The following is a 15,686-nucleotide window of genomic DNA, read 5'->3' as shown; positions in this document are numbered from 1 at the left end:
CTCCGAGTTCCCGCGTTCTGACTATTTTCCCAGGTCAGCCCCCCGATGCGGGACGCAATAACGCAGGCGGCGATTGGTGTACGATTCTTTGGCCCCAGCCGCCCGCAGCGATCGATAAGGCGCAGACAAGTTGATCTCGACCACCGCCGTGCAGTCCGCAAGTTGCGTCGTGCACGTGCATAGTCCCGGGAAGCCGATCGTCTCCCGGACCGGTGAAGGATCGGCCGAGTCGTGCCCGCCCCCGGTCGGACGCGCGGGCAGGCGGACCGCGGGACTCCGCGCCGGGAGCGCGCCGCGCCCCGGGAGCGGACGAAGCCGCGGGGACCGCCGACGGGCCGCCACGACGCCGGACAGGGAGTCACTTTCGTGACCGTTGCAGGAGAAGGCCAAGTGCCTGTGGAGAAGCTGCTCGGCCGCCCGCCCAAGCGGCCGCGCTGGTCGTCGGGCTGGCGGGCGGCGTTGCGCTGGCGGGACTGGAGCCTGCCGGTCAAGCTGTCCGCGGTCACGATCGTCCCCATCGTGCTCGCGCTCGTCCTCGGCATCACCGCCATCGCGGGCCAGGTCTCGCGGTCGAGCGACTACCAGCGGATCGACCGGCTCGTCGCGCTGAGCACCCAGTTGCGCGCGCTCACCGACGGGCTGCAGCGCGAACGCACCCAGACCGCCGTCCAGCTCATCGCGGGCACCTCGGGCGTCACCCCGGAACTGAAGTCCGCCCGCGCGGCCACCGACGCCGCGGTCGCGCCGTTCACCGAGGCGGCCGCCCGCGTCGGGGCCGACGGCTCCAGCGTCTCCGGCGCGGTGAACTCGGCGACCGCGCAGGTCAACGAGATCGCGGTGATCCGCCAGCAGGTCGGGGCAGGCCTGCTGAACGCGGCCGAGGCGGTCGGCGACTACAACGCCGTCACCACGGCGCTGATCGGAGCGGACACCGCGGTGTCGGCGGGCGCGAGCGCCGACGCGCTCGGCAGCACCCCGAGCGCGCTGCACGACCTCGAAGCGGCCAAGGAACAGGTGTCGGTCACCCAGTCCCTGGTGGGCTACGGCATTTCCGCGGGCACGCTGACCCCGCAGCAGCTGAGCGACGTGCGCGACGCGGAACTGCGGTACGACGACCGCGTCGCGGACTTCAACGCCGCCGCCACCGCGCCGCAGCGCCTCGACTTCGAAAGCACGATCAAGCCGGACACCTCCTACGACCGCAAGCGGATGCTCGGCACCGTGCTCGGCGGGCAGGGCATCTCCACCGACGACGCGCTCAAGCGGATTTCGGCGCAGGAGTGGAACAACGCCTCGAACGCGGTGACCTCGCAGCTGACCGAGGTTTCCGGCCGGATGAGCACCGACCTCACCGCCGCGTCGTCCCAGCTGGTCGAGGACGCCGGCAGCAGCGCCGGTCTGCTGGCCGTGCTGCTGTTCGCGGCGCTCGCCGCGGCGGCCGCGGTCGTGTTCGTCATCGCCCGCCAGCTGCTGCGCTCGCTGAAGATCCTGCGGCGGTCCGCGCTGGACGTCGCGGAGAAGGACCTGCCCGAGGCGGTCCGCAACATCCAGGAGGGCCGCGCGCAGAGCGTCGAGGTCGAACCGGTGCCGGTCCAGGTGCAGGACGAGGTCGGCGAGGTCGCGCGGGCGTTCGAGAAGGTGCACAGCCAGGCGCTGAAGCTGGCGACCGAACAGGCCGCCATGCGCGCCGGCTACTCCAGCGTGTTCGTCAACCTGTCGCGGCGCAGCCAGAGCCTCGTGCAGCGGCAGCTGCAGCTGATCGAGCGGCTGGAGCGCGACGAGGAAGACGCCGACCAGCTCGCCACGCTGTTCCAGCTCGACCACCTCGCCACCCGGATGCGGCGCAACAACGAGAACCTGATGGTCCTCTCCGGCGCCGAGCCCGGCCGCCGTTCCGGCCAGCCGGTCGCCACGCACGACGTGCTGCGCGCCGCGGTCTCGGAAATCGAGCAGTACCAACGGGTTTCGGTCCAGCACCCGCCCGCGGTGAAGATCGTCGGGTTCGCCGCGAGCGACGTCCAGCGGCTCATCGCGGAGCTGCTCGACAACGCGACCGCGTTCTCCGCGCCGGAAACCCAGGTGACGGTCGCGACGCGGCTCGCCGAGGACGGTTCGCTCAACGTCGACATCCTCGACAAGGGCATCGGCATGAACGAGTACGAGGTGGTGGAGGCCAACGGCCGCCTCACCGACTCGGGCTCGGTCGACCTCGCGACCTCGCGCCGGATGGGCCTGTTCGTGGTCGGCCGCCTCGCCGGCCGCCACCGCATCGGCGTTTCGCTGCACGGCGGCAAGGACATCGTCGGCGTGCGGGCCACCGTGGTGGTGCCGCCGGAACTGGTGATGACCGGGCTGGCCACGGCGCCCGGCGACCGCGCCGAACCCGGGCAGCTGCCCGGCCCCAAGGCGAGCCTCGCCGCCCCGCCCGCCGCTCCCGGCGGACTGCCGCGGCGCCAGCGTCCGGCTTCCAACGGTTCGGCCGTGCCGGGTCTCGTTCCGCAGCAGGGCAGCAATTCCGAGGAAACGCAGCGGTGGCCCTCGGCCGGCGACCTCGCCGGGTTCTCCGGGGACAAGGTCGCGCGTCCGCCGTCCGATCTCGAGGTGTCCGGCACCGCGCTGTTCAGCCCGATCCCGCGCGACGACGACACGCCCGCCCCGCCGCCGCCCGCGCCGAAGCTGCCGCAGACCTTCGACGTCCCGCCGCCGCGTCCGGAACCGGAACCGGCCGCGGAAACCCGCGACGAGCGCGACGGCGAACTGCCCTCGGGCAAGGACCTCTTCTCCGCGGCCAACGCGACGACGCTGAGCGACTGGTGGAACCAGGCCGCGCAGCAGGTGCCGGAGGTCCCGCCGCCGTCCGCGGCCGAGACGACGATCGAGAACACGCCGATCTTCGACGAGATGCTGTCGGCCTGGTTCCGTTCGCCCGCGCAGCCGCCCGCGGCCGCTTCCCCGGCTGCTTCGCCCGCGTCCGGCAAAGCCGCCGCGGAACCGGAGGCGGACGAGGAACAGCAGCAGCGCAACTGGGATTTCGCGAGCGACGAAAACTGGCGGACGGTGCAGGCACTGTCCCAAGTGGAGCCGACCGCGTTCACCAAGTCGGGCCTGCCCCGGCGCCGCCGCGGCGAACAGCTCATGCCGGGCAGCGCCACGCCGGAACCGGCGGCTCCCTCGGCCGAGACGCCGAGCAGCGATCTCCCGGTCCGCGACCCCGCGGACGTGCGGGGACGGCTGAACAGCTTCCAGCGCGGGGTGACGCGCGGCCGTCAGGAAGTCCGCGGCACCGCGCCGGAAACCACGGGCGCCGCGGCTGATTCCGGAGCTGCGAACGCTTCGAACGCCACGACCTCGCCGGAGCGGGCTCGCGCCCACGACGCGGCGGTCCGGCGGCGGCAGACGGTCGCGGGCGCGTTCGGCGTTCCCGCTGACCAGAACCGTCCGGGCGGGATGCCGCAGCGCACCCCGGGCGCGACGTCCCAGTCCGGTTCCGGTGCGACGGACGCGCCCGCCGGGTTCGGCGAACGGCCCGCGGACGCGGACTCGTCGAACGAGACGGCGCCCGTGCAGGCCGTGCCCCCGGCGTTCGACCCGGACGGCGGCTGGCCGCGCCAGGAACCCGCCGCGCGCACGGAACTGCCCGCACCGCAGCCGAACCGGACCGTCCGGCCGGACAAGCCCGACAGCCTGCCGACCCGCCGCAAGGGCGCGAGCAGTCTCCCGCCCGCTCCGCCGACCGCCGACCCGAACCAGGTCCCGGCGGCCGTGGCCGGGCTCGAAGCCGCGGTCTCCGGCACGGGGCAGACTCCCGCGTCGCAGGCGGCACAGGCTTCGGCCAACGGACAGACCGCCGCGCCGGAGAAGACGGACAGCCCGGCTTCGGCGAACGGACAGGCGTCCGCGCCCGCCGAGTCCCCGGGCACGGAGCAGACCTCCTTGTGGGGCAAGCCCGCCGAGAACCCTGGCCAGGCTTCGCCGTTGACGACGTGGCGTGCCGCGCAGGCTCCGGCCGCCGCACCGGGCACGCCCGCGGAGAACGCGGAGCAGTCCGGCACGACGGCGGACCCGGCCTCGGCTCCGGCCGCTCCGGCTCCGGCTCCGGCGCAGGGGCTGGCCGGGGGACTGGGCCAGACCCGGGTGCCCGGACAGAACGTCCCGGGCCAGTCCGGAACGCCGGGCCAGACCGCGGCGCCGGGCCAGACTGCGGCGCCGGGGCAGACCGGGCTGTGGGGTCAGCCGCTGGTGCCGGGACAGGCTCCGTCGCGGCAGTCCTCCGCCGGACAGGACGCCCCGCAAGCCCCGCATGCTCCGGCCGCGCCCGCCGGTTCCGACGGGCCGGCCAGCCCCTCCACGACTCCTGCCGAAACCACCACTGAGTGGAACTTCGGTTCCGACGAAGGGTGGCGGACGGTCCAGTCGGTGTCCCAGTCGACACCCGCTTCCTTCACTTCGGCAGGATTGCCTCGGCGCCGCCGAGGAGAACAGCTTCTTCCCGGCAGCGCACCGCCGCCCGCCGGGTCGGCGAGCCCCCGTCCGTCCCGCGATGCGCACGACGTGCGCGGTCGCCTGAGCAGTTTCCAGCAGGGGATCCAGCGCGGCAGGCACCGCACCGCGCAGGCCGCTGAGAAGAACCACGAAACATTGGAGGGTGAATGACCTCGCCGAATGCGGCCCAGCCGCAGCAGAACCAGTTCGGCTGGCTGGTGAACGACTTCGCCGACCGCGTCCCGGGCGTCGCGCACGCGGTCGTCGTGTCGGCAGACGGTCTCCTGCTGACGGCCTCCAACCGGCTGCCGCTCGACCGCGCCGACCAGCTCGCCGCCGTGGCGTCCGGGCTCGTCAGCCTCACCCAGGGCGCCGCCCGCTGTTTCGAGGCGGGCTCGGTGCGCGAGACCGTCGTCGAGATGGAACTCGGCATCATGGTGCTGATGTCCATCAGCGACGGCTCCTGCCTGGCGATCCTCGCCGCGCCCAACTGCGACATCGGGCAGGTCGCCTACGAGATGACGATGCTCGTCGACCGCGTCGGCCAGATCCTGACCCCGGAGCTGCGCGCGCAGCTGCAGGGCGCCGGGGGCTCGCTGATCGGCGAACCGGTGGGATGATGGCGCGATGAGCCAGGGGTCCGGATTGTTCGGCGAAGAGCCCGGTACCGGCGGCGAACCCCCGCGCGGGGAGGAGCCCGCCGCCGGGGACGACGGCACGTTCGCCGACGTCCTCAACGGGTTCAGCCTTGATTCGGGCCGCTCGCGCAAAAAACGGAAGAAGAGCGGCAAAGAAAAGAAGGAATCCCAGTCCCCAGTGCCGCCCGCCGCGGGAGCGCACGCGGCAGCGGACCCGCCTGCGGCACCCGTGCCGCAGGCCGACCAAGGAGATGGTGTGACCTCTCTCGTCTCTCCACCGGGCAGTACGGACTCCGACGGCCCCAGACCAGGCGGGCTCTTCGACCCGGGACCGCCGAGCGGCGAGTTCTCGATGCCGTCGGCGATCGTCCGGCCCGAGCGCCACGATCGGGTGGACCCGGCCGAGGAGACGTCGATCGTGCGCCCGTACGCTCTCACCGGCGGGCGCACCCGGGCGAACTACGCGCTCGAACTGGAGACGCTGATCTCCACCAAGGACCATGTCGCCGCGGGGGGCTTCCCCCAGGCGGCGGCGGAGCAGATCGAGAGCATCTCGATCATGGAAGCGTGCCGGACCCCGCGTTCGGTGGCGGAGATCGCCGCGGTGCTGTCGGTGCCGCTGGGGGTGGCACGGGTGCTGATCAGCGACGCGGCCGACGCCGGCCTCGTCACCGTGCACCGGACGATCTCGGGCCAGGACGGCGCCGAAGCACACTTGATGTTGATGGAAAGGGTTTTGAGTGGACTCCGTCGGCTTTAAGGCACCGCGGGAAACCGCGCCCCCGACCATGACATCGGCGAAGATCGTGGTGGCGGGCGGCTTCGGAGCGGGCAAGACGACCTTCGTGGGCTCGGTGTCGGAAATCGTTCCGCTCACCACCGAGGCGATGATGACCGACGCCAGCCGCGGCATCGACAACCTCGACCAGACCCCGTACAAGACGACCACCACGGTCGCCATGGACTTCGGCCGCGTCTCGCTCGACGCGGACCTGATCCTCTACCTGTTCGGCACGCCCGGCCAGCAGCGGTTCTGGTTCATGTGGGACGACCTGGTGCGCGGCGCCATCGGAGCGGTCGTGCTCGCCGACACCCGCCGCCTCGCGGACTCGTTCGCGCCGATCGACTTCTTCGAGGACCGCGGCCTGCCCTACATCGTCGGCGTGAACACGTTCGACGGCGTGCTGGAACACGACATCAATGATGTGCGCGAGGCGCTGTCGATCGATGCGAGCATCCCGATCGTCCGGTGCGACGCCCGGGAGCGGGAATCGACGAAGCAGACGCTGATCACGCTGGTCGAGTACGCGATGCGGCAGTGGATCGCGTTGCGCGCGGCGAAAGCGCACCAGTAAGCGAAAACCGGGTCACGCTTGGGTGACCCGGTTTTTCTCTGCCTTCAGCGCTTCGTGCGGTAGCGCAGCAGGACGACCGTGTTGTCGAAGGTGCGGGTTTCGACCAGCTGCAATTCCGTGCGGTCGGCGCCTTCGGCGAAGGGGCGTTTGTCTCCGCCCAGGACTACCGGGTGGACGCAGACGAGGTACTCGTCGATGAGCCCGCGGCGGCCCAGTTCGGCGGCCAGCGCGTAGCCGCCCATCAGGACGATGTCGCCGTCCGCGGCTGCTTTGTGGTTGGCGACTTCCTCGGCCAGGTCGCCGCTGGCGATCTCGGTGTTCCAGTCCGCCGACGCGAGGGTGCGGGAGAAGACGAGCTTCGGCTTCTCCCGCCACAGCGGGGCGAAGGCCAGGTCGTGCGGATGGTCCGAAATGGACTCCGCGTCGGGCCAGTAGCTCGACATCATTTCCCATACGCGGCGGCCGTAGGCGAACATCGCGGCGCGCTCGGACAGTTCGTTCGAGTAGTCCGAGAGCTCCTGGCCCATGAGGGGCCAGTCGAATTCTCCTGCGGGGCCTTCGACGCAGCCGTCCAGCGACGTGTGGACGAGGTAGACCAGGTCGGCCATGGCGGGCTCGCTTCCTTGATGAGTGCCGGTCACCAGAGGGTCGGCGCCACCATGGCTGCCTGGACATCGTCGCCCGAGAAAGTTTTCAGTACTCGTCGTGGCGGCGCCACCAGCTGCTGGGGGCGTCCGTGCCGCGCGGCTCTTCCTCCCACGCCTCCTGCCGTCCGAACGGGGTGACGTCGAGGTACCGCAGCGTGCCGACGAACTGGTCGCCGCCGCGGCCGTCGGTGAAGTAGGTGCGGTAGACGTCGTCGCCGTCGCGGAGGAACACGCTCACGCCGAAGCCGCCGTCGATGCCGCAGTCCGCCGGGAAATCCGTGCCTGCGGCGGAAACCCACGGGATCGTCCAGCCCATCCTGGCCCAGTACCGCTCGATCTCCGGCGGCGTCGCGGGCGCGACGACCTTGAGCGTGACGTCGCGGGCGTGCAGGTGCGCCGGGTGGCTCATGTTGTCCACGAGCAGGGAGCAACCGGGGCAGCCCACCTCGTCGCCGGGGTACAGCATGAAGTGGTAGACGATCAGCTGGCGGCGGCCGTCGAACAGGTCGAGCAGGCTTTGCGTGCCGTCCGGGCCGGCGAGTTCGTACTGCTTCGCGAAGCGGACCATGGGCATCCGGCGGCGCTCGGCGGCCAGCCGGTCGCCCGCGCGGGTGTGTTCCTTTTCCTTGCGCAGCAGGGCTTCCCGGGCGCTGGCCCATTCTTCCGGCGAGACGACGCGGGGGAGTGCGGCGGTCATTTCAGGTCCTCCAGGGTCTTGTCGAGATCTTCGAAACCGGATTGCCAGCCGTCGAGGTGGCCGTCGCGCTCGGCCGTGTCCGGGAACGGGGCTTGGTGGAACGTCATCGAGGTTTTGCCTGCCAGCTCGGCCAAATCGATGGTCACGAGCGTTTCGCCGACTTCGTCCTCCGGGTGCTGCCAGCGGAAGGTGAACACGAGCCGGGACGGTGCCGAAACCTCGCGGTAGACGCCGGACACCCGGCGGTCGACGCCGTGCTCGGCGCTGGTGATCCGGCTGTGCCAGGCGCCGCCGGGGCGCGGGTCCGTGCTGGTCTCGGACGCGACGAAGCCGTGCGGGCCGAACCAGCTCGCGAGGTGCGCCGGGTCGGTCCAGGCCCGGAACACCAGTTCCCGCGGCGCGTCGAAGACCCGCACGATGGTCAGCTCGCTCATTCGGTCCCCTCCCGCAGTTGCCGCAGATGCTCGTCCAAGCGGTCGAATCCGGACTCCCAGAACCGCCGGTACTCCGCGACCCAGCCGGCGACGTCCGCGAGCGGACCCGCCTCCAGGCGGCACGGCCGCCACTGCTTGGTGCGGCCCCGGCTGATCAACCCGGCCTGCTCCAGCACTTTCAGGTGCTTCGACACCGCTTGCAGGCTCACCTCGAACGGCTCGGCCAGCTCGTTGACAGTGGCCTCGCCGCGGGTGAGCCGGGCGAGGATCGCTCGCCGCGTCGGGTCCGCCAGCGCGGCGAACGTGGTGCTCAGCTGATCTGTCGGCATCGGTGCTCAATCACTTGGTTAATTAACTAATGGGTTGAATATAGCCCGGATGTCAACCCTTGAGAGCCGGGTCACTTCGGGCTCGGGTTTCCAATAGTAGGAAGTCCTAGTAAATTGGGGGGATGAGCGGCAGCGACCTGTACCGTCCCGCGAACCCGGTCCGGTTCGTCACGGCGTCCAGCTTGTTCGACGGCCACGACGCCTCGATCAACATCATGCGCCGGATCCTGCAGTCCCAGGGCGCGGAGGTGGTGCACCTCGGCCACAACCGTTCCGTCGACGAGGTGGCCACGGCCGCGATCGCCGAGGATGTCCAGGGCGTCGCCATCTCCGCCTACCAGGGCGGGCACGTCGAGTACTTCAGCTACCTCGTGGAGCTGCTGAACGAGCGCGGCGCGGGGCACATCAAGGTGTTCGGCGGCGGCGGTGGCGTCATCGTGCGCGAGGAGATCGACCTGCTGCATTCGCGCGGCGTGGCACGGATCTTCTCGCCCGAAGACGGTTACGAGATGGGCCTGCCCGGCATGATCAACATGATGATCAAGGCCTGCGACAGCGACCTGTCCGCGCAGCCGCCCGCCTCGGTCGACAAGCTGCTCTCCGGCGACGTGCCGGCGCTCGCGCGGGTGATCACCCAGCTGCAGCGCGAAAACCTGCCCGAGGAATGGCTGTCGGCGATCACCGAGGCCGCCGGGCAGAAGCAGGTGCCGGTCCTGGGCATCACCGGCACCGGCGGTTCCGGCAAGTCCTCGCTGACCGACGAGCTGATCCGGCGTTTCCGGCTCGACCAGGAAGACAAGCTGCGCATCGCCGTGCTCGCGGTGGACCCGTCGCGGCGCAAGGGCGGCGGCGCGCTGCTCGGCGACCGCATCCGGATGAACTGCCTGGACGGCTCGCCGGTGTACTTCCGATCGCTGGCCACCCGCACCACCAGCGGCGAGATCCCGACCGGGCTGAGCGAGTCGATCCTCGCCTGCAAGGCGGCCGGATTCGACCTGGTGATCGTGGAGACGCCGGGCATCGGCCAGGGCGACGCGGGCATCGTCGACTACGTGGACGAGTCGCTGTACGTGATGACGCCGGAGTTCGGCGCCGCGTCGCAGCTCGAGAAGATCGACATGCTCGACTTCGCCGACGTGGTCGCGATCAACAAGTTCGAGCGCCGCGGCGCCGAGGACGCGCGTCGGGACGTCGCGCGTCAGCTGGTGCGCAACCGCGAGGCGTTCGGCTCCGCGCCCGAAGAGATGCCGGTGTACGGCACGAGCGCGGCGAAGTTCAACGACGACGGCGTGACCGCGTTGTACCAGCACCTGCGCGACATGCTCGCCGACCGCGGGCTGTCGGTGTCGGCCGGTACGCTGCCGGAGGTTTCGGGCAAGGTCTCGACGGACGCCAGCACCATCATCCCGGGCAACCGGGCGCGCTACCTCGCCGAGATTTCCGAGACGGTGCGCGGATACCACGAGCAGACCGAGAAGCAGGTCGCCGCGGTCCGCAAGCGCGAGCACCTCGCCGAGGCCAAGGCCGCGCTGTCGGAAGTGGACGCGAACACCGACGCGCTCGACGGCCTGCTCGCCGCCGCGGAGTCCGATGTGGACGGCGAGACGACCAAGCTGCTCGAACGGTTCCGGGCGCTCGCCGCGGACTACCGGCAGGACGAGCTGGTCGTGAAGATCCGCGACAAGGAGCTGCGCACGCAGCTGTGGCGGGAAACCCTGTCCGGCAACCGGATCCCGCGCGTCGCGCTGCCGCGCTACACCGAGTCCGGCGAGCTGCTTTCCTTCCTGCGACGGGAAAACCTGCCCGGATACTTCCCGTACACCGCGGGCGTCTTCCCGTTCAAGCGCGAGGGCGAGGACCCGGCGCGGATGTTCGCCGGCGAAGGCGACGCGTTCCGCACCAACCGCCGGTTCAAGCTGCTGTCGGCCGATTCCGAGGCCAAGCGGCTGTCGACGGCGTTCGACTCGGTCACGCTGTACGGCCACGACCCGGACACCCGCCCGGACATCTACGGCAAGGTCGGCACCTCCGGCGTCTCCATCGCGACGCTGGACGACATGAAGGCACTCTACGACGGTTTCGACCTGACCGCGCCGAACACCTCGGTGTCGATGACGATCAACGGGCCCGCGCCGACGATCCTCGCGTTCTTCCTCAACACCGCGATCGACCAGAAGTTCGCCGCGTTCCGCGAGGAGCACGGGCGCGAGCCGTCCGAGACCGAGGCCGCCGAACTGCGCGAATGGGCGCTGAAGAACGTCCGCGGCACGGTGCAGGCGGACATCCTCAAGGAAGACCAGGGCCAGAACACCTGCATCTTCTCCACCGAGTTCAGCCTGCGGATGATGGCCGACATCCAGGAGTGGTTCATCCAGCACGGGGTGCGCAACTTCTACTCGGTGTCGATCTCCGGCTACCACATCGCCGAGGCCGGGGCGAACCCGATCTCGCAGCTGGCCTTCACGCTCGCCAACGGGTTCACCTACGTGGAGTCGTACCTGGCGCGCGGCATGGACATCGACGATTTCGCGCCGAACCTGTCCTTCTTCTTCTCCAACGGGATGGACGCGGAGTACTCGGTGCTGGGCCGGGTCGCGCGGCGGATCTGGGCCGTGGCGATGCGCGAGCGGTACGGCGCGAACGACCGGTCGCAGAAGCTCAAGTACCACGTGCAGACCTCCGGCCGGTCGTTGCACGCGCAGGAGATGAGCTTCAACGACATCCGCACCACGCTGCAGGCGCTGTGCGCGCTGTACGACAACGCGAACTCCTTGCACACCAACGCGTTCGACGAGGCGATCACGACGCCTTCGGAGTCCTCGGTGCGCCGCGCGATGGCCATCCAGATGATCATCAACAAGGAATGGGGCCTGTCGAAGAACGAGAACCCGCTGCAGGGCTCGTTCGTCATCGACGAGCTGACCGACCTGGTCGAGGAGGCCGTGCTCACCGAGTTCGACCGGATCTCCGAACGCGGCGGCGTGCTCGGCGCGATGGAGACCGGCTACCAGCGCGGCCGCATCCAGGACGAATCGCTGCTGTACGAACGCAAGAAGCACGACGGCTCGCTGCCGATCATCGGCGTCAACACCTTCCGCAACCCGAAGGCGGGCGAGGACGACGTCGAGGTGGAGCTGGCCCGCGCGACCGAGGACGAGAAGCAGTCCCAGCTGCGCAGGCTCGCCGATTTCCAGCAGGGGCACCGCGAGGAGGCCCAGCAGGCGCTCAAGGCGCTGCGCGACGCGGCCACCCGCGGCGGCAACCTGTTCGACGTGCTGATGGATGCCGCGCGGGTGTGCTCGCTCGGTCAGATCACCGAGGCGTTCTTCGAGGTCGGCGGCCAGTACCGGCGCAACGTCTGACCCGTCACGCCCGGTCGGCGGCCAGCCGCCACATCGGGACGAGGACCCGGCCCTGCTCGTCGACGTCCAATGCGTCGAGCGCGGTCGGGTCCGGCTTTTCCTCCTCCGAAACGGCGGAGACCGCGGCGATCAGGCCCTCGCGGCTCATCGCGGTGGTGTAGACGGCTGGTTCGAGCACGCTGATCGTCCAGCCGTTGCCGACCGTTTCGCGCAGATTCTGCTCGGTGATCCGGTACGGCACCGGGAAGTTCGCCGGCACCTCGTCCGAGAAACAGAATATGTTCAGCCGTGCGCCGGGTTTGGTCGCGCGCACGAGTGCCGCCACGTACGCGTGCCGCTGTTCTTCGTCGAGACAGTGGTAAAGCGCGCTGTCCAGGACCGCGTCGAAGCGGCCTTCGTATCCCTCGAGCCGGGTCGCGTCGGCCTGGGCGAAGGTGAGGTCCAGGCCGCGCTTCGCGGCGGTTTCGCGGGCACGCGCGAGTGCGGTCGGCGCGCCGTCGAGACCCGTGACGCGATGTCCGCGAGACGCGAGGAACATCGCGTTTTCGCCCAGGCCGCAACCGATGTCGAGCACTTCGCCGTGGAATCCGCCGTCCGCTTCGAGTGCGACCACCGCGGGCTGCGGGCCGGCGATGTCCCACGGGACCTTCTCCCCGATCGGGGTCTTGCCTTGGTACATCTCCTCGAAGTCGACGTCCGTCACGTCCATCCGGAGCCTCCTATTCAACGTGTGATGATTTAACGCTAGCGGACGGGGCCGGTGATCTGTCAACAGCCCGCGGGAATACCTGCCCGATCCGCGGAGTAGAAGGAGGCATGGATTTCGGCATCTCGACGTTCGTGACCGACGAAGGCATCCGCCCCGACGTGCTCGGCGAGGCGGCGGAGGAGCGCGGCTTCGCGTCCCTCTTCCTCGCGGAGCACTCGCACATCCCGACGAGCCGCGAAACGCCGTACCCCAGCGGGGGCGAGCTGCCGCGGGTCTACTACCGCACGCTCGACCCCTTCGTGGCATTGACGGCCGCCGCGGTGAACACCTCGAACCTGGTGCTGGGCACCGGTGTCGTGCTGCTCATTCAGCGCGACATCATCCACACCGCGAAGGAGGTGGCGTCGCTCGACCTGATCTCGCGCGGCCGGTTCGCCTTCGGCGTCGGGGCGGGCTGGAACCGGGAGGAAATGGCCAACCACGGCACCGACCCGAAGACCCGGGGCGCGCTGCTGAACGAGCAGATCGCCGCGCTGAAGGCGATCTGGACGCAGGACGAGGCCGAGTTCCACGGCAAGCACATCGACTTCGACCCGATCTTCGCGTGGCCGAAGCCGGTGCAGACGCCGCATCCGCCGATCTACGTCGGCGGCGCGAGCGACGCGGCGCTGAAGCGGTTGATCGAGCACGGCGACGGCTGGATCCCGAACCCCGCGGTGTCGCCGGACGACGTGCGCCGCGTGCGTCAGCAGCTGGCGGACGCGGGTCGCGGGGACATGCCCTCGCAGCTCTTCGGCGGACCGGCCGACGCGGACGCGGTCAAGCAGTACGCCGACGCCGGGCTGGACCACTACGGGTTCATGCTGCCGACGCTGCCGGAGGCGGAGACGCTGGCGCTGCTGGACGAATACGCCCGTCTCGCCGCGGCTTTCCGGGCCGAATGACGTGTCGTGAAGGGCTCCTCGATTCCATCGAGGAGCCCTTCACGGATCTTCAGCGGGGGAGGCCGAGCACGCGTTCGGCGGCGGCGGACAGCAGGACTTGCGTGGTGCCGCCCGCGATGGACAGGCAGCGGGTGAGCAGAAACTCTTGCGCCGCCTGCGTGTCCGCGACCAGCTCCGGTGCGAGATCGAGCGCGAACTCGGCTGTTTCCTGTCGATGCCGTACGCCCAGCAGCTTCGCGACCGACGATTCCGCGCCCGGTCCGAGGCCGTCCAGCCGCCGCAGCGTCGCCCGCAGGTCGAGCACCGAACACGCGCTGCCTTGTCCGATCAACGCGCCGAGCCGGTCGCGATCCACGTCTGCGGGCGCGGATTCCAGCAGTGCCTCCACGTTCTCGCCCACCGCGGAACCGCGGCCCAGCGCCACGCGTTCGTTCGCCAGCGTCGTGCGCGCGAGCTTCCAGCCCGCGCCGGGTGCGCCGACGACATCGGCGTCCGGAACGAAGACGTCGTCCAGGAAAACCTCGTTGAACACGCTCCGTCCGGTGATCTCGCGCAGCGGTCGCGTGGTGATGCCGTCGGCGCGCATGTCGACCAGGAAGTACGTGATTCCCTTGTGCTTCGGCACATCCGGGTCGGTGCGCGCGAGGCAGATCGCCCAATCCGCTTCGTGGGCAAGCGACGTCCACACCTTCTGGCCGGTCAGCAGCCAGCCGCGGTCGGTCCGGCGCGCCACGGTGCGCAGCGACGCGAGATCCGAGCCAGCGCCGGGCTCGCTGAACAGCTGACACCAGGTCACTTCGCCGCGCAGGGTCGGCTTGGCGAAGCGTTCGCGCTGGTCGTCGGTGCCGTGCGCGAGAATCGTCGGCACGGCCCAGCCGCCGATGACCAGGTCTGGCCGCCGGATGTCCGCCGCGGTCAAGGCGGCGTCGATCCGCAGCTGCGTCGCCGCGTCCGCGCCCATGCCGTAGGGCTGGGGCCAGTGCGGGGCCAGCAATCCCGAGTCCGCGAGCGCGGTGCGGCGCTTTTCTTCTGGCAGGGCAGCAATTTCCGCGACCAGCCGGGTCACCTCGGCATCCTCGCCGACATTCACCCCGAGCGTCCGCCGCTTCCCGGCCAACGCCAGGTCCGCGGCCCGCTGACGCCACTTCTGGGAACCGCCGAGCCATTGCCGCAACGCCAGCGCGCGCCGCAGGTACAGATGCGCTTCGTGTTCCCAGGTGAACCCGATTCCGCCGAGCACCTGGATGCAGTCCTTCGCGTTCTCGACGGCAGCGTCCAACGCCACCGCCGCAGCGCTCGCGACGGCCAGCGGGTCGCCGACTGACGAAGCCGCGTCCCACGCCAGCGCCTCGGCCGCTTCGGTGCGGCACAACATCTCCGCGCACAGGTGTTTCACTGCCTGGAAAGCGCCGATCACCTGGCCGAATTGCTCCCGGACCTTGGCGTACTCGACGGCCGTCGTCAGGCACCAGCGCGCCACGCCCGCCGCTTCCGCGACCGCGAGCGTCGCCGCCAGATCGCGGACGTCCGGCAGATTCAGCACCTCGCCCGGCGCGTCGGCCTTGACCCGGCCCAGCGACCGGGAAAAGTCGAAGGGGGTCAACGGTTCCACCGCTGCGCCGGGCGGGACCAAGACGTACTGATCGCCGCGCGGCACAAGCAGCCATGCTTTTCCGTCCGCGCCGGGTACGGTCGCCGATTCTTCCAACTGCACCGCGACCTGCGCGGCTCCGTCGGCGATCTCGGCGGCGAGTTCCTTCGAGTGTTCCGCCAGCAGCAATCCGGCCAGCGCGGTGCTCAGCAGCGGCCCGGGGACCAGCGCTTCCGCCGCGGCGGCGAGCCCGGCCGCGAGATCCGCGACGGTCCCGTCCGCGCCGTTCACCGACGCGGGCAGTGCGATGCCGGTGAGGCCGAGCGCGGAGAACCCGTCCGGCAGGCTGGCGCCCGCGGTTTCGGCCGCGCGCACGGCGGCGACTGGATCGTGTGCTGCCGCCCAGGCCCGCACGGCGGCGGCTAGCGCGGTTTGGTCCTCGGTGAGCGCGACCGGCATCGGTCTCCTCCTCGCGGGGTACAGAGCTACTGGCGAGTG

Annotated in this window: 12 protein-coding genes; 6 read left to right on the top strand and 6 right to left on the bottom strand. The window is 70.3% G+C overall.

Features of this window, described 5'->3' with window-relative positions; genetic code table 11:
* The first annotated feature begins 366 nt into the window (after positions 1-366).
* The 4 genes from H4281_RS10885 to H4281_RS10870 are packed head-to-tail and all read left to right on the top strand — an operon-like array spanning position 367 to position 6,475.
* Positions 367-4,653 (top strand): sensor histidine kinase, encoded by a 4,287-nt coding sequence (locus H4281_RS10885; RefSeq protein ID WP_376771846.1) that lies wholly within the window; start codon positions 367-369, stop codon positions 4,651-4,653.
* Entirely contained in the window at positions 4,650-5,102 is a 453-nt protein-coding gene (locus H4281_RS10880) for a roadblock/LC7 domain-containing protein (protein WP_037809909.1), read from the top strand. Before H4281_RS10885 ends, H4281_RS10880 begins: the two co-directional genes overlap by 4 nt.
* A gap of 7 nt (positions 5,103-5,109) precedes the next feature.
* The gene (locus H4281_RS10875; RefSeq protein WP_182890740.1) at positions 5,110-5,880 is read left to right on the top strand and encodes a DUF742 domain-containing protein; all 771 of its coding nucleotides are present in this window, start codon (positions 5,110-5,112) and stop codon (positions 5,878-5,880) included.
* On the top strand, positions 5,861-6,475 hold the full coding sequence (locus tag H4281_RS10870) for a GTP-binding protein (protein WP_081654960.1): 615 nt from the start codon (positions 5,861-5,863) through the stop codon (positions 6,473-6,475). Before H4281_RS10875 ends, H4281_RS10870 begins: the two co-directional genes overlap by 20 nt.
* A 44-nt stretch (positions 6,476-6,519) precedes the next feature.
* On the opposite strand, the gene H4281_RS10865 is transcribed toward H4281_RS10870, so the two are convergent.
* The 4 genes from H4281_RS10865 to H4281_RS10850 all read right to left on the bottom strand — a co-directional run bounded on the left by H4281_RS10865 (position 6,520) and on the right by H4281_RS10850 (position 8,582).
* Positions 6,520-7,083 (bottom strand): dihydrofolate reductase family protein, encoded by a 564-nt coding sequence (locus H4281_RS10865; protein WP_182890739.1) that lies wholly within the window; start codon positions 7,081-7,083, stop codon positions 6,520-6,522.
* A gap of 85 nt (positions 7,084-7,168) precedes the next feature.
* On the bottom strand, positions 7,169-7,819 hold the full coding sequence (locus H4281_RS10860) for a DUF899 domain-containing protein (RefSeq protein WP_182890738.1): 651 nt from the start codon (positions 7,817-7,819) through the stop codon (positions 7,169-7,171).
* The gene (locus H4281_RS10855) at positions 7,816-8,253 is read right to left on the bottom strand and encodes an SRPBCC family protein (RefSeq protein WP_182890737.1); all 438 of its coding nucleotides are present in this window, start codon (positions 8,251-8,253) and stop codon (positions 7,816-7,818) included. The genes H4281_RS10860 and H4281_RS10855 overlap by 4 nt, the downstream gene beginning before the upstream one ends.
* The gene (locus tag H4281_RS10850) at positions 8,250-8,582 is read right to left on the bottom strand and encodes an ArsR/SmtB family transcription factor (protein WP_182890736.1); all 333 of its coding nucleotides are present in this window, start codon (positions 8,580-8,582) and stop codon (positions 8,250-8,252) included. The genes H4281_RS10855 and H4281_RS10850 overlap by 4 nt, the downstream gene beginning before the upstream one ends.
* A gap of 122 nt (positions 8,583-8,704) precedes the next feature.
* On the opposite strand from H4281_RS10850, the gene icmF reads away from it, so the two are divergent.
* Positions 8,705-11,944, top strand: coding sequence for a fused isobutyryl-CoA mutase/GTPase IcmF (icmF, locus tag H4281_RS10845; RefSeq protein WP_182890735.1), 3,240 nt, complete (start codon positions 8,705-8,707; stop codon positions 11,942-11,944).
* Positions 11,945-11,948: 4 nt separating this feature from the next.
* On the opposite strand, the gene H4281_RS10840 is transcribed toward icmF, so the two are convergent.
* Positions 11,949-12,653, bottom strand: a complete 705-nt coding sequence (locus tag H4281_RS10840) for a class I SAM-dependent methyltransferase (protein WP_182890734.1) — start codon at positions 12,651-12,653, stop codon at positions 11,949-11,951.
* A gap of 107 nt (positions 12,654-12,760) precedes the next feature.
* Between H4281_RS10840 and H4281_RS10835 the strand changes: the two genes are divergently transcribed.
* A complete protein-coding gene (locus H4281_RS10835) occupies positions 12,761-13,597 on the top strand; it encodes an LLM class F420-dependent oxidoreductase (protein WP_182890733.1) in 837 nt (278 codons plus the stop codon).
* Between the two features lie 49 nt (positions 13,598-13,646).
* Here the strand turns inward: H4281_RS10835 and H4281_RS10830 are convergent, their stop codons facing one another.
* Positions 13,647-15,647 (bottom strand): acyl-CoA dehydrogenase family protein, encoded by a 2,001-nt coding sequence (locus H4281_RS10830; protein ID WP_182890732.1) that lies wholly within the window; start codon positions 15,645-15,647, stop codon positions 13,647-13,649.
* Positions 15,648-15,686: the final 39 nt, after the last annotated feature.

The sequence above is a fragment of the Amycolatopsis dendrobii genome, assembly GCF_014145675.1.
In the GTDB taxonomy this organism is placed as follows: Bacteria; Actinomycetota; Actinomycetes; order Mycobacteriales; family Pseudonocardiaceae; genus Amycolatopsis; species Amycolatopsis dendrobii.
Note: the sequence above shows the minus strand (reverse complement) of the source record. Positions and strands in the feature narration are given on the sequence as shown.